The 15,430-nt window shown below is 46.8% G+C and carries 9 protein-coding genes; 2 read left to right on the top strand and 7 right to left on the bottom strand.

Features of this window, described 5'->3' with window-relative positions; genetic code table 11:
- Positions 1-154: 154 nt before the first annotated feature.
- The 3 genes from fruA to fruB are packed head-to-tail and all read right to left on the bottom strand — an operon-like array spanning position 155 to position 4,051.
- Positions 155-1,915 carry a PTS fructose transporter subunit IIBC gene (fruA, locus tag AB6E78_RS06570; RefSeq protein ID WP_372133098.1) on the bottom strand — a complete coding sequence of 587 codons (1,761 nt, stop codon included), beginning with the start codon at positions 1,913-1,915 and terminating at the stop codon, positions 155-157.
- 15 nt (positions 1,916-1,930) lie between these two features.
- Positions 1,931-2,908 carry a 1-phosphofructokinase gene (pfkB, locus tag AB6E78_RS06565; protein ID WP_372133095.1) on the bottom strand — a complete coding sequence of 326 codons (978 nt, stop codon included), beginning with the start codon at positions 2,906-2,908 and terminating at the stop codon, positions 1,931-1,933.
- Positions 2,909-2,917: 9 nt separating this feature from the next.
- Complete coding sequence (fruB, locus tag AB6E78_RS06560; RefSeq protein WP_048608700.1) at positions 2,918-4,051, bottom strand: fused PTS fructose transporter subunit IIA/HPr protein; 1,134 nt, start codon at positions 4,049-4,051, stop codon at positions 2,918-2,920.
- A gap of 363 nt (positions 4,052-4,414) precedes the next feature.
- Here fruB and cra point away from each other — a divergent pair, with 363 nt between their 5' ends.
- The gene (gene cra, locus AB6E78_RS06555; protein WP_136982142.1) at positions 4,415-5,419 is read left to right on the top strand and encodes a catabolite repressor/activator; all 1,005 of its coding nucleotides are present in this window, start codon (positions 4,415-4,417) and stop codon (positions 5,417-5,419) included.
- Positions 5,420-5,452: 33 nt separating this feature from the next.
- Here cra and AB6E78_RS06550 read toward each other — a convergent pair whose 3' ends face one another.
- The 4 genes from AB6E78_RS06550 to nirB form a co-directional block, all read right to left on the bottom strand.
- Entirely contained in the window at positions 5,453-7,243 is a 1,791-nt protein-coding gene (locus tag AB6E78_RS06550) for a protein kinase domain-containing protein (RefSeq protein WP_372133091.1), read from the bottom strand.
- Between the two features lie 168 nt (positions 7,244-7,411).
- Positions 7,412-8,881: a NarK family nitrate/nitrite MFS transporter gene (locus AB6E78_RS06545; protein ID WP_017060867.1), complete on the bottom strand. Its 1,470-nt coding sequence runs from the start codon at positions 8,879-8,881 to the stop codon at positions 7,412-7,414.
- A gap of 143 nt (positions 8,882-9,024) precedes the next feature.
- A complete protein-coding gene (gene nirD / locus AB6E78_RS06540; RefSeq protein ID WP_012600889.1) occupies positions 9,025-9,369 on the bottom strand; it encodes a nitrite reductase small subunit NirD in 345 nt (114 codons plus the stop codon).
- 58 nt (positions 9,370-9,427) lie between these two features.
- Positions 9,428-12,010 carry a nitrite reductase large subunit NirB gene (gene nirB / locus AB6E78_RS06535; protein WP_017069458.1) on the bottom strand — a complete coding sequence of 861 codons (2,583 nt, stop codon included), beginning with the start codon at positions 12,008-12,010 and terminating at the stop codon, positions 9,428-9,430.
- Between the two features lie 472 nt (positions 12,011-12,482).
- Between nirB and AB6E78_RS06530 the strand changes: the two genes are divergently transcribed.
- Positions 12,483-15,065, top strand: a complete 2,583-nt coding sequence (locus tag AB6E78_RS06530) for a molybdopterin oxidoreductase family protein (protein ID WP_137001011.1) — start codon at positions 12,483-12,485, stop codon at positions 15,063-15,065.
- Positions 15,066-15,430 lie beyond the last annotated feature (365 nt).

Here is a 15,430-nt window from a genome sequence, read left to right as displayed (position 1 = left end):
GGGTATGAACTCGCCAAGTCTCTTGATTAACCAGACTTGTGATCAAGAGACAGCCTCAAATGAGGAGCCTTTGTTTTAAGGAGCCGTTTTACCAAGAAACCGGTTATCAAGAGCCTCTGGTTATTGGGCTGAACCGTTAACCAGAGTAGGGGGATTAAGCCTCTGCCGTTACTTTAGAGCCGCTCATCTTTTTAAGTGCTGCGTAGCCAAAGCCTGTTACTAGCGTACCTGCTGCAATCGCTACTAGGTACATAAGTACTGGAGAGATAGCGCCAGGAATCAGTAGTACGAATAGACCGCCGTGTGGAGCCATTAGCTGTGCACCAAACATCATTGATAGAGCACCTGTTAGTGCACCACCTGCCATACAAGCTGGGATAACACGCATTGGATCTTTCGCTGCGAATGGGATTGCACCTTCAGAGATGAAACATAGGCCAAGAACGAATGATGCTTTACCTGCTTCACGCTCGCCTGCTTCAAACTTGTCTTTCACTAGGAAAGTCGCAAGGCCCATACCTAGAGCTGGAACCATACCTGCTGCCATGATTGCAGCCATTGGTGCGTAAGTTTGCGAAGCCAGTAGACCAACACCGAATGTGTAAGCGGCTTTGTTTACCGGACCACCAAGGTCGAAACACATCATTGCGCCTAGAATCACACCTAGAAGAATCGCATTAGACGTACCCATGTTGTTTAGGAAGTCTGTCATTGCGCTCATTACGCCAGAAACAGGACCACCTACGATGTAAACCATCACAAGACCAGTGAACAAACTCGCGATAAACGGAATGATCAGGATTGGCTTGAGGGCTTCCATGGACTGTGGAAGTTGAACCTTGTCGGCAATGAATTTCGCTGCGTAACCTGCAATGAAACCTGCCGCGATACCACCTAGGAAACCTGCGCCCGTTGAGCTAGCCAGCATACCGCCAATTAGACCTGGAGCCAGACCCGGACGGTCGGCAATCGAGAATGCAATGAAACCAGCAAGAACAGGAATCATCAGTGCGAATGCAGAACCACCACCGATAGTCATCAGTGCTGCTGCCAGTGTGCCTTCTTCTTTAAACGCTTCGATACCGAATACGAAAGAGAGTGCGATGATCAAACCACCCGCAACAACCACAGGAAGCATGTGAGATACACCTGTCATCAGGTGCTTGTACACGCCTTTCTTCTCGTCAGCAGGCGCTGAATTTGAAGACGCTGTGTGTTGGTATGGTTTAGCTTCTGCGAATGCTTTTTCCATCTCTTGCTTTGTTTTCTTCAAAGCAGGGCTTGTTGTAGTTTTGTACAGCGCTTTGCCGTTAAAACGATCCAGAGGAACGTCGATGTCTGCTGCGATGATAACTAGATCAGCGTCTGCGATTTCTTGGTCTGTCAGTTGGTTTTTCGCACCTACAGAGCCGCGAGTTTCCACTTTGATTTGGTGACCTAGGCGTTTGCCTTCTGCTTCAAGCGCTTCAGCTGCCATAAAGGTGTGTGCAACACCAGTTGGGCAAGCGGTAATCGCTACGATCTTCTTGCTGCCTGTGCTTGCTGTTGTAGAAGAGTTTGGAGAGGTACCGGTCACTTCAACAGTGCTTTCAGCTTGAGAAGCGTCTAATACCGTTGCTTCTGCTACCGCTTTCTCTAGAAACGCTTTTGCATCTGCAGTGCATTCAGAGATAGCCGCTTGGTACACTTTCTTACCAACAAAACGTGCTTTATCAACATTTTTGTTAGCTGCGATAACTACAACGTCGCTGCTGTCGATAGCGTCTTGCGATACAGTTGAATCAGGTAACACGCTTGATTGACATTCAATAGCAGCGTTCCAACCTAGTGCTTTTGTCGCTTGCTCTAACAAGCCCGCGGCGATGATGCTGTTTGCTACGCCACTTGGGCAAGCTGTGATAATGGTAATATTCATAATAAACCTTTTGTCCTATTTGCTTGTGTCTAACTGGCTAGTTGGAGCACTAAGCGCCTGTAATTGGATATTTTGTAGTACTGAATCCAGCTCTTGTTGGCTGGTGATGCCCACGCCTACCTGTGAAACTGCTAGAGCAGATAGGGCGGTTGCGAATTTAATAAGTTCTGGTTTTGGCATCTGCTGCATGTGACCCCAACAAAGGCCTGCGACTAATGTGTCACCTGCGCCTACTGTGCTTACCACTTGCATACGCGGCGGTTGAGCATGTAACCATTCACCTTGGTTTAGCCACATCACGCCTTCTGCGCCAAGTGATACCACGATGTTATCGATGCCTTTTTCACTTAGGGCTTGGCCTGCGTGTTGGCATTGGTCACGTGTTGTCAGCTCTGCATTGAACAGCTGAGACAGCTCTTCATCGTTTGGTTTGATTAACCATGGTTGTGCATTGATACCGGCTTTAAGTGCGTCACGGCTGCTATCAAATAGCACCTTCTTACCTAAATCGTGTAAGCGTTGAACCCAAGAAGCGCAAAGTTCAGGAGAGATACCTTGTGGCAAGCTGCCTGCAATGACGAAATAATCGTGCGTTTCAGCAAGTTCTAATAGGGTTTCTTCGAACGCTTTAATCGCGTCAGCATCAACAGGAACACCTGGGAAGTTGATGTCGCTTACTTGGCCTGAATTCTCTACCAACTTCACGTTGATACGAGTCGCGCCGTCGACACGGATAAAGCGGTCAGTTGCGCCCATCTGTTCAAACAGTTGGCAGAATGCTTCTTCGTTGTTGCGACCAAGGAAACCTGTTACGGTCACTTTCGCGCCAAGCTCTGAAAGAACTTTTGCGACGTTTACGCCTTTGCCCGCTGCATGCAGAGAGCCTTTGCTTACTAGGCTAACTGAACCTACATTTAGTGCGTCGATAGCGCCTGTCAGGTCTAGAGCAGGGTTAAGCGTTACAGTAACGGCTTTGATTTGTTTATCAGACATATCGACTCCTTAACCTTCGCCAAGGCCTGAAGCGATAGCTTTGCCAATCGATTCAAGTGCTTGTGCTGCGTCTTCACCTTCAGCAACAAACTGAAGCTGGTGGCCGTGTTTAACGCCAAGAGCGATCACTTTCATCAAGCTCTTCGCGTTCACTTCTTTTCCGTCGCCATCTAGGTTTGACACGCGGATTGTTGATTCAAACTTCTTCGCTTCAGCGACTAGCATTGCGCCCGGACGAGCGTGCAGGCCGTGTGCGTTTTTGATTTTGAATACTGCGCAGTTGTCATCGTCTTGAGACGCTGTAGAAACCGCTTCACCTTTCAGAAGGCCAATCACTTGCGCTGCGTCAGCTGTTAACAGTTGTTGCTGTTTACCTTCGAAAACCATCTTGCTTAGGTTTGCCAGAATAGATTGGTGCGCGCTGTTACAAGCTGCGAATGCGACTAATGCTTTCACTGGTGTGCCTTCGTATTCACAATGGTTCGCTGTTGAAACGAAAGATACGCCAGTGCGTGTTACGCCTTTGTCGCTGCCCAACAACCACAGGCCTTGGCCTAGGTGAGTTGGTGTTTTTGTTACTAGGTCAGCAACGAATGCGTTGTCTGTGCAACCTGTGTTCTTAAGTAGGCCACCCGCAACGGCAGACATTTGAATCATGTCGCTCGCAGGGAACAGTAGCTGAACTAAAGAAGCGTCTAGGTCGGCTTCTAGCTGAACTTCGCCGTTAAGTAGGGCGATGATTTCGTCTTCTGATTTAGCTTGCTTTAATTTCTCTTCAACACCGTCTGCCGCTAGAACCTTTGTTAGTTGCTTAAGAATGCCTAAGTGCTCGTCAGATTTCGCTGCAATACCAATTGCTACGTAAACACGGTTGCCGTCTGCCCAATCAATACCTTCAGGGAAGTGGTGTACCGCAACGCCTGTCTCTTTTACTAGGCCACGAGTATCCGTCGTTCCGTGAGGAATCGCGATGCCGTTACCTAGGAACGTAGAGTTCTGGTTTTCACGGTTCAGCATTCCTTCAACGTAACCAGAGTCAACTAAACCTTTAGCTGTCAGGTCGCCAGCAATGTTTTGGATTGCTTTGAATTTGTCTTCGGCAGTTTGGCCTAGAGTGATGTCAGATTTTGATAATTTAAGCATGGTGCCTCTTTAGCGTATCGCTTGAGAATTTGTGTATCGCTACGATTCAGTCTAGAGCAATATTTGCCCGCTGCTTTATGCTTGCTGAATCGGTTCAGCATTCAGTGTAAAAAAATTCAGCAAAGCCGATTTTGGTTTTCAAAATAGTTTTGCTGCGTGTCGTAATTCCAGTTTCGTTAACAACAAGAAGCTGAATCACGACAAATGACGCTCAATCCATTCAAAAGGATGATTGAAGTCACTTTTCAGATTTTGCTGAATCCTTTCAGCTTTTATACTGAATCGATTCAGCATATAATTCAACTAATCCAAGGATCAGAAGATTGGTTATATGATCCTACGCACAAAATACAGGTCACCCATATGACACTAGATGAGATTGCCAAACTAGCCGGTGTGTCGAAAACCACAGCCAGCTATGTGATTAATGGCAAGGCGCAGAAATACAGAATCAGTGAAAAGACACAGCAGAAAGTCATGGCAGTGGTGGAAGAGTATAACTACCGACCAGACCATGCTGCTTCGTCGCTGCGCGCTGGTAATAGCCGTTCATTTGGTTTGATTATTCCCGATCTGGAAAACAGCAGTTACGCGCGTTTAGCAAAATTGATAGAGCAGAACTCACGTAAAGTGGGTTATCAAATTTTGATTGGTTGCTCAGATGATGACGCCGAAACCGAACGTAAAGTTGCGGAAGCGCTTGTTAGCCGTCGTATCGATGCCTTGCTGGTGGCGAGCTCAATGCCAGACGCCAATGAGTTCTACTTGAAACTGCAAAACTCAGGCACGCCAGTCATCGCGATAGATCGTCCTTTAGATGATGAGCACTTTGCCTGTGTGATCAGTGAAGATTTCGAGGCTGCATTTGAACTGACGCATTCGATTCTTGATGACAGTATTCATAGTGTTGGTTTGATTGGTGCACTGCCTGATCTGAACATTTCACGTGAACGTCAGTTGGGTTTTCAAGCGGCGAATAAAGCACATACTCAACAAACAGGGTTAACCGAAAACAAGCCGATGGTTGTCGGTTATGGCGAGCACTTTGACCGAGAATCAGGGCGCGAGGTTTTTGAAGACTGGATAGCTAAAGGCACGGTGCCTGATGCGATTGTGACTATGTCTTACACTTTGTTAGAGGGTGTGTTGGATGTGATGGTTGAAAAGCCAGAGCTGATTAATCAAGTAAAACTGGCAACCTTTGGTGATAACCGACTGCTCGACTTCTTGCCTTTTAAAGTCCATTCACTGCCTCAGCAGTTTGAAGTAATTGCCGACAGCGCTTTTGCTTTGGCGCTGAATGCATCGGCTAAGCGTTACCAAGCTGGCATTGAACTCGTGCCAAGAAGCTTAGTGAAACGAGGCTAAACGCGGTTATATTAGGCTAATTCGTAAACGTATCTAGCTTGGGTTTAACAATAACCCCAGTTCTACGACCGCAACAATGCCGAGCAACAAAGCCAACACTTTCCAAAACTGGATCGGGTTTCGGTTTATCAAAGGTTGCTTGGCTTTGCTTTTGACCAAGCTTTGGTTTGGTGTGTAAAGGTCTGCCACAAAATCCCCCAACACTTGATGACGTTCGCTTGGTGATTCCGCGCAGGCTTTTTGTAATACCAAATCCACCCAGCTTGGTAAGTCAGCTCGTTTCTGTGTGATGGGTTGGTATTCCCATTGATGGTGACGAGATTGCTTAAGCGATTGTGCGGTCATTTCAGAGTAGGGTAATTCACCGGTTAGCATCTCATAGCCGATTACAGCGATAGAGAACAGATCAGAGCTGGTGGTCGCGCTGTTGTGCTTGATGGTCTCGGGTGCAATGTAATTGACCGCGCCTAATGGTGTGTCGTCCTTGTCAGTGAGCTCTCCCTCTTCAAGACCTCTCACTAACACCGCACCAAGGTCGATGATTTTTACCTCACCATCACGTTGAATCATGATGTTTTCCGGCTTTAAGTCTCGGTGCACCATGTCTGCACGTTGCAGTACTCGAATGCCTTGAGTGATCTTTTCTAGTATGTCGCGTACTTCATTGAGTGACGGTTTTGGATTGTCGTACATCCATTGTCTTAGCGTGATGCCTTCAACCCATTCGCAGATTTGGTATAAGAATTGCGAGTTCTCTGGCGTCGGGTAAACCTTCATTACTCTCTTGTTTTTTAACAAGATCCCCGCCCATTGTTCATTAAAGAAAGCTCTGAGTTGCGAAGGGCTATCGTGATATTGGACGGAAGGGACTTTCAGCACGAACTCGGTCTGTGTCTCTTTCTGCATCACACGATACACATGGCTTCTAGATCCTGCATACAACACCTCAAGTACCATGAAGTTGTCGATACTTTGCCCGAGCTTTAAAGCGGGTGGGATAGCACGTTTAGCCAGCTTCTCATGGAACTCAATCAGCGAAGGTTTAGGCAGATGGCTGACTTGCACAATCAAGCAGCTCACGTTGTCCGAGCTATTGTGGCTTAAAGCCGTGTTACAGATGGTTTGTGCCGCGTATTCGAAATCCGCTCCGGGTTTGTCGATGTGTTCCTTGAAGGTGTTGGGAGAGACAAACTCGTGCACGCCATCAGATGTCAGGATAAAGCAGTCGTTTTTCTTGATAGGCAGGGTTTGATAGTCAACGTTGAGTTGGTTGTCCATGCCTAAGGCGCGTGTAAGATAATGCTTCTGTCCCATATTTTTACGGGTGTGGTCGCGGGTCAGTTGGCGTAATTCTCCATCTCTGAGTAAGTAAATGCGGCTGTCGCCAACGTGGAATATATGTGCGGTGTTTGATTTGAGTATCACGCTGCTGAACGTCGAAACGAGGGCATTGTGGTTCACTTGTTGTGGGGGATGAATATTAGAAACAGACGTGTTGAAGAGCCAAGAATTGAGGGACGTTAAGACCTTTTGCGCCGAACGTTGAATGCTCCAGCTTTGGGGAGTTGCGTAATAGTCGTCGATAAACTGCATCACGCTGGTGTGACTGGCTTTCTGGCCGTGTTCACTACAACTTGCTCCGTCTGCAATGCAGGCAACACTGCCTTTCAACTCTTGCTCTGCGCGAGTTTTAGGGTGTTTTACAATGATGGCATCTTGGTTTTCATCACGTACGCCTTGATTCGAATAACCACCAAACTTAAGCGTTAACTGGTTGTTGGATTCTGGCGTGATGACTTGCCCTTGGCTGAATGAAATTGTCATAACTTGTCTTCTTCTTAACTGCTCTTCTTCCCGCTTCCTTGACAGAACATCCTAGGAAGAACAAAAGCCCTAGTGAACTTAGAGCCTTTGAACGAAGCACCTAGCATTGATGTATCCGCTAAGGTGCCTCTCCCGATTCAATAATATCAATGCTTCTTAGTACAGACCCTAGCTTGAAACATTAATCAGCGTGACACTGCCGTCGTCGTTTACTTCGGCGATTTGACCGTTAGGCTCTTCCATGAACAGCAGAGTCACAAAGCCAAGTACCGCTGTTGCAGCAATCACTAAGAAGAATGTTTGGTAGCTCACGAATGACAACACAGTTAGGTAAACTACCGCACCCACGTTGCCGTAAGCACCCGTCATACCAGCAATTTGACCTGTCATACGACGCTTGATTAGAGGAACCGTTGCGAATACCGCACCTTCACCCGCTTGCACGAAGAAAGAACACGCCATCGCCGCGACAACTGCTAGCCATACAGGCCATGTGCTGTCGACTTGACCCATTGCGAAGTAACCCACCGCAAGGCCAATCGTTAGAATAAGCAGTGTTGGTTTACGACCGAATTTATCTGAAATCCAACCACCACCTGGGCGAGACATTAGGTTCATAAAGGCATAAGCCGATGCAACCATACCTGCAAGAACCGGTGTTAATTCAAAGGTTTCAGAGAAGAACAGTGGCAGCATAGAAACCACAGCCAGTTCAGAACCAAATGTCGCGAAGTACAATACGTTAAGTACCGCAACTTGCTTGAATTTGTACTGGTGAATCTCTGGCACTTCTTCTTTAAATACGTTCTTGTTTACTTTCCAAACTTGCGACACTTCGTACACGTAAAGCGCAGCTAAACCGGCATACACTGAGTAAACCGCCATGTCTGACAACATGTTGATGTTGCTTGGTGATAGCTTCCAAGTCAGTAGCGCTAAAGCGGCATACATAGGGATCTTCATAATAAGTAGGAAGAAAAAGTCACCCTTTGATGTCACTTCCATCGCTGTTACTTGAGCAGGCTTGAAGTAAGTTGAACCTTTTGGTGTATCTGACACGTTTTTGTAGAAGATAAACGAGAACGCTAAGCTCATTACGCCAGTAATACCAACCGCATAACGCCAGCCGTCTTCACCACCAAACGCTAGAGCGAGAGTTGGAAGTGTGAACGCTGCTGCTGCTGAACCGAAGTTACCCCAGCCGCCGTAAATACCTTCTGCAGTACCCAGTTCGTTGTGTGGGAACCATTCAGACACAAGACGAATACCGACAACGAAACCTGCACCAATGAAGCCCAGTAGGAAACGAGCGATTGCTGCTTGAATGAAAGAGTCTGCCAGAGCAAACATGAAACAAGGGATAGAACAGACCGCGAGTAGCGAAGAGTAAACCAACCTTGGGCCGTATCTATCGGTTAGCATGCCTATTGCGACACGTGCCGGAATGGTCAATGCAACGTTGAGGATCAGGAGGGTTTTGATCTCTTCAGTAGAAAGACCAAGCGTAGTTTTTACCATTTGCAGTAGTGGGGCAAAGTTGAACCACACAACAAAGGTAATGAAAAAGGCCATCCAGCTTAGGTGTAATACCTTCATCTTACCCGTAAATGAAAGCAGCGAAAATTTAGTGTTATCCATGGTTTAAATCCTTTAAATCTGGAAAATTACCCGGTTTGTGCACCTGCGTTACTTCCGAACTTAGAACGCTTTTAATGTGCATAAACCATGTGCCGAAATTGCGCACGCTAATAAGCGTTTGCATGATGGTGTCGGCGGTTTAGTTAACTGGCGATAGCAAGTGGTGCGAGAACTTGAACTTGTTCTCCTTGCTTGCGAACTTCAAATTTCACGAGCTTGAGCTCAGGCTGTTCAAGACATTCGCCAGTTTCTAAGTGGTAATGCTGCTTGTATAAGGGTGAGGCCACGTAAGGTTCTCCGCTTAATGAACCAATTATACCACGTGACATCACATTCGCCTTGCCGATAGGGTCGTAATTAGAGAGCCCATAAAGCGTGTCGCTGCGCTTGCAGTAAAAAATAGCCACTTGGTTATCGTCTACTTTGGCGCAAATTCCCCCGTTTGGGGTTAGATCGCTGGTGCTGCATACGGTTGTCCAATTTTCCATGACTTTCTCCTAGTCTAAAATTGAGTTTTTATTTTTTTATTGATGAACCTGATGAAATTTATGAAACCTCAGTCACTTCGATTTGGTCTGCTTTTGCGAGCTTTTCATCGCGTTTTGAATTCGAAGCATCACTCAAGCTCGGCTTAGGAAAACGCTGCTCTCGCTCTTTGATGAAAGAGAGGCTAGTGTCCATTTCTTCACTGTTGATGTAGTGCTGGAAGCGCTTCATCTTCTCAGGGTTTTCAATGGTGGTTTTCCATTCACACTGGTACTTCTCGATGTTGAGTGCGATGTCCGCTTCGAGTTCTTCAGCCACGTTGAGCTTGTCTTCAATCACGACTTGCTTGAGGTATTCAATGCCGCCTTCGAGGTTCTCCATCCATACCGATGTACGCTGTAAGCGGTCTGCGGTACGTGTGTAGAACATCAAAACGCGGTCGATGTATTTAAGGAGTGTGGTTTCGTCTAAATCAGTGGCGAATAGGTCTGCATGACGAGGACGCATACCGCCGTTACCACAGATGTAGAGGTTCCAACCTTTGTCGGTGGCGATAACACCAATGTCTTTCGATTGGGCTTCTGCACATTCACGAGTACAGCCTGAAACCGCAAACTTGATCTTGTGTGGTGAACGCAGGCCTTTGTAGCGGTTCTCAAGTCGAATCGCTAAGCCAACACTGTCGTCGACACCGTATCGACACCAAGTGCTACCGACACAAGATTTCACGGTACGAACCGATTTACCGTAGGCGTGGCCCGTTTCAAAACCTGCATCAATCAGCTTTTTCCAGATGATAGGCAGTTCGTTAAGCTGTGCGCCAAACAAGTCGACACGCTGACCGCCCGTGATTTTGGTGTACAGGTCGAACTCTTTAGCGACTTCGCCTAAAACAATCAATTTATCTGGAGTGATTTCACCGCCAGCAATACGCGGAACTACCGAGTAAGTGCCGTCTTTTTGCATGTTGCCAAGGTAGATGTCATTGGTGTCTTGCAGCTCGATATGTTGATCTTCAAGGATGTAATCGTTCCAGTACGAAGCCAGAATCGAACCGACAGCCGGTTTACACACAGTACAGCCCAATCCGTTGCCGTGAGAATCTAACAGCTCGTCGAAGGTCTTGATTTTGTTGACGCGAATGATGTCGGTAAGCTCTTGGCGAGAATAAGCAAAGTGCTCACAGATATCGTTAGAGACTTCCACACCTAGGTTACTTAGCTCGCTATCGAGAACCTGTTTCGCAAGGGCAGAACAACCGCCACAACCTGTTGAAGCATTCGTGGTTTCTTTCAATGCAGCCATCGTGGTGCAGCCAGCTGAAACGGCCTCTTTAATATCGCCTTTGGTCACATCAAAACATGAACAGATCACAGCGCTATCAGGCAGAGCTTCAACACCCATTGCAGAGCCAGAATCATCGGCCACGTTAGGTAAAATTAGCACTGATGGGTTTTCAGGAAGGGGCATATCATTTTGCTTGATTTGCAGTAGCGAACCGTAGGCTTCTGCATCACCGACCAATACGGCACCGACAATTTTCGTGCCGTCAGCCGAGATGATCAGGCGCTTATAAACTTGTTCTATTTCATCGTTGTAGGTATACGATTGAGCACCTTCTGTCTTGCCGTGCACTTCACCGATACTGGCAACATCGACGCCAAGCAGTTTGAGCTTGGTGCTCATGTCGGCGCCAGTGAATGCAGCGTCGTCAGTACCGTCAGAGACAATATGCGCAGCCGCGATTTTCGCCATTGAATAGCCAGGGGCGACTAAGCCGAAGATCTTGTTGTCCCAAAGGGCACATTCACCAATCGCATACACGTTGTCGATGTTGGTTTGGCAGTGATCGTTAATCACAATGCCGCCACGTTCACCAATGGCGATATCAGAGCTGCGAGCTAAGGCATCTTGAGGGCGAATACCCGCAGAGAACACGATCATATCGGTTTCAAGGTGGGTGCCGTCTGCAAAGTTCATACGGTAGCGAGCGTTTTCTCCGTCGACTATTTCAGAGGTCGCTTTCTCGGTATGAACTTGCACACCAAGGTCTTCAATTTTTCTGCGCAGTAGGGCGCCGCCACCGTCATCTAACTGAACGGCCATCAGGCGTGGAGCAAATTCAACCACATGGGTTTCTAAGCCAAGGTTTTTGACTGCGTTTGCGGCCTCTAAGCCAAGCAGACCACCACCAATCACCACGCCAGATTTGCTGCCTTTGCTTGAAAGCTCGATGGCGTCTAAGTCTTCGATGGTGCGATAAACGTGACAGTGTTCTTGGTCGTTACCGGGAATAGGGGGAACAAAAGGGAAAGAGCCCGTCGCCAAGATTAGCTTGTCGTAACTTTCAACGTGACCACTTTCAGTGATGACTTGTTGATTGGCGGTGTCTAGCTTGGCAACCTTCTGGTTCAACAAGTAGTTCACGCCGTTGCTTTGGTAATATTCTTCACTGGTCAATGACAGGTCATCAGCGCTTTTACCATTAAAGTAAGCCGTCAGCTGAACACGGTCGTAGGCCAGCCTTGGTTCTTCACTAAAAGTAATCACATCAAACTCATCACTGTCTGATTGCAGGATGTTGTCGATAAATTTGTGTCCAACCATGCCGTTACCAACAACGACGATTTTCTTCTTGCTCATAATCCATTCCTTATTCTCGGCGCCACCATCACTAGCATCTAATTTCTAGTCGTTAGCAGATGAATACCGGGTTGAGATTCCACTCAATTCATAATCATCAAGAAAAACAAAAATGTTTTTTCTAAGTCTTGGTTTCTAGTGGAGCAAGGAGGGTGCCAGATTGCGATTTGTTCATTTAAATAAAATTTAATATATATATTTCAGTGATTTAAAAATTGCAGGTGGCACGTAATTACCCCTAAAGTGGTATGTAAAATTTTTGTTATATTTATATAAATGAGCGTTTGTGGTGCAACTTTCTGCAAAATGGTGCAAAAATTAAGTTTTTATCTTGGCTAAGTTCTGTTTGGTTCGTTGTTGATATTTGTGTTTTTATTAAGTTGTTGTTTTTAGATGAAATTATTTGCTATTCATCAGCTGCTATTAAGTGGCGTGTTATTTGCTTATTTTCAGTTATTACAATTATGGATAATTGAGTGAGAAACGGATGACCGATTCAAACAGCGGCTGGATAAAATCGACCTGTGCTTATTGTGGTGTAGGGTGTGGAATAGAAGCGAGACCGACATCGTTAGGAAAACTAGAAGTGCGTGGTGATAAAGATCATCCATCAAACTATGGAAAGCTATGTACTAAAGGGATTGCGCTTGGTGATACCGTCACGCCTTTAGGACGCCTAACACAGCCTGCTCATATTCAGAATGAGCAAAAACAAGAGCTGGATTGGAACCGTGCCACTCAGTTGGTCGCAGACAAATTCAATCAAACGATCGAAGAATTTGGGGCCGATTCGGTTGCGTTCTATGTGTCTGGTCAGCTGCTTACCGAAGACTATTATGTTGCCAATAAACTGATGAAAGGCTTTATCGGCAGCGGCAACATCGACAGTAATTCTAGACTGTGCATGGCTTCAACCGTGGTCGGGCATAAGCGAGCATTTGGCGCAGACACAGTACCGGTTTGCTACGAAGATCTCGAGCAAGCCGAACTCGTCGTGATTACAGGCTCCAACCTAGCATGGTGTCACCCGGTACTTTTCCAAAGATTAAGAGCCGCGAAACAAGCCAACCCTGCATTGAAAGTTATCGTCATCGACCCGCGTTATACCGATACCTGTGAAATCGCAGACATTCACTTGGCATTGGAATCCGGCTCAGACGTGGCGTTGTTCAATGGTTTATTGGGTTACCTCGATGATAACGACAAGCTAGATACAGACTACATAGAAAACCACACTCAAGGCTTTACTGAATCGATTCGATCTGCGACTCAATATCGTTATACAGAGTCGGGCTGGGGCGACAAAAGCGTTCCTGAGCTCACAGGGTTAACAGAGCAGCAGCTAAAACAGTTCTACAGTTTGTTTACATCGAACGAGAAGGTACTGACCATTTACTCCCAAGGTGTGAACCAATCGACACAAGGGTGTGACAAGGTGAATGCCATTATCAACTGCCATTTAGCGACCGGGAAAATCGGTAAGCCGGGCATGGGGCCATTCTCTGTAACGGGCCAACCGAACGCGATGGGTGGGCGTGAGGTGGGCGGTTTAGCTAATACCTTAGCGGCGCACTTTGAATTTGGTGATCCGCAATCACACCAAACGGTGAGCGAGTTCTGGCAAACCGACAGCTTAGCCACACATGCGGGTTTAAAAGCGATTGACCTGTTTGATGCCATGAATGAAGGCAAAATCAAAGCCGTGTGGATCATGGCAACCAACCCTGTTGTGAGCCTGCCTGATAGCGAAAAGATCAAAGCGGCATTAGAGAAGTGCCCGTTTGTGGTGGTGTCGGACTGCATTGCTGATACAGAAACCACACGCTTGGCCGATGTAGTGCTGCCCGCACAAGGGTGGAGTGAGAAATCGGGCACTGTGACCAACTCTGAACGCCGAATCTCACGTCAACGCCGCGTGTTACCAAGCCCAGGGGAAGCCAAACCCGATTGGTGGATATTAAAAGAAGTCGCACAAAAAATGGGATTCAAAGAGCAATTTGAGTTCCGTCACGAAGGTGAGATCTTCAAAGAGTATTGCGAGATGACAGCGCTCGGCAATGAAACGGGCAAAGCGCGTGATTTGTGCTTAATTGGATTAACCAAACTGGATGAAAAAGGCTATGGCGAACTCACTCCACAGCAATGGCCAGTGTTAGAGTATCAACCAGAGATCATTGAGCAACGCATGTTCACCAATGGCGAGTTCTTTACTGAATCAGGCAAAGCGCAGTTTATTGCAGTTGAGCACGACAAACCGATTGCCGATACCAGCCTTGAATTCCCGCTTATCATGAACACAGGTCGAATCAGAGACCAATGGCACACCATGAGCCGCACAGGTTTGGCGGCAGGCTTAGGTGAACACACCCCAGAACCGTTTGTTGCCATGCATCCAGATACGGTTGCAGAGCTTGGCTTAGATGAATTTGGGCTAGATGCTTTCAACCACGCCACTATTAATCCAGTGGTGAAAGTACGCAGCGCACAAGGGGAGTGCCAAGCCCGCTTAGTAGTGACCAAAGAGATGCGCCGTGAACAAGTTTTCATGCCGATTCATTGGAACGCACCGACCGCCAAAGACAGTAAACCATGTGACCTGATCTTGCCTCATACCGATGCCGCATCAGGCCAGCCAGAATTCAAACACACCCCAGTGGTGGTTGAACCGTGTGGCTATCGCAGTGAAGCCGCACTGGTCAGCGACAAAGTGATGGACTGCAGTGGCTTTGATTACTGGGTTCGCCAAAGAGTGGAGGGCGGTTTTCTGTATCGCATCTCATCATCTAAGAACCCTATGGAGTTGGTTATTCAGCTTGCCAACACCCTCGATGCCTTGCCAGAACCTAACGCAGAAGCGATTAAGTCACTCCATTATCATGGCAATAAATCATTCAAGAACTACGGCTCTGCCAAGTTGGGTCAGTCTGGCGTAAAGCAAGCCTTCGTGGTGAACAGTAAGCTCGACCATCAAAGCATCGACTGGCTGGTGGAGTGCCTAACAAGAGAAGCCGATGAAGAGTTTGAAGCCGAGTTTTTGAGTACCATGGCGAAGTAGTTACTACCTCTAACCTATTAATACCAAGAGTTAAGCGCCGACAATTACGTCGGCGTTTTTGTTTGAAAACACGATATTCAAAGATATGACTATTCATTATCGAGCTGCGGTTTACTCACATATTGGGGAGTTTTCTGCATTTTGCAGAAACTATATGGAAAATTTCTGCTTTTCGTCATGTTTGATACGAAGATAAGTAGGTAAGATAATGTTATTAAATGAGTTATTAGACTAAGTGTAGTGTGTCTTGGAAACTAGACAGAATTGTTTCGGGGACAAAATGCAGAATTATTCTGTCTAATATAGCTGTTATATGCCTACGTGAAAATATGAGATAAAGCACGCACAATTCCCGATAAAAACAT

Origin of the sequence: Vibrio sp. 10N.247.310.98, from assembly GCF_041467395.1 — a bacterium.
GTDB lineage: Bacteria > Pseudomonadota > Gammaproteobacteria > Enterobacterales > Vibrionaceae > Vibrio > Vibrio crassostreae_C.
Note: the sequence above shows the minus strand (reverse complement) of the source record. Positions and strands in the feature narration are given on the sequence as shown.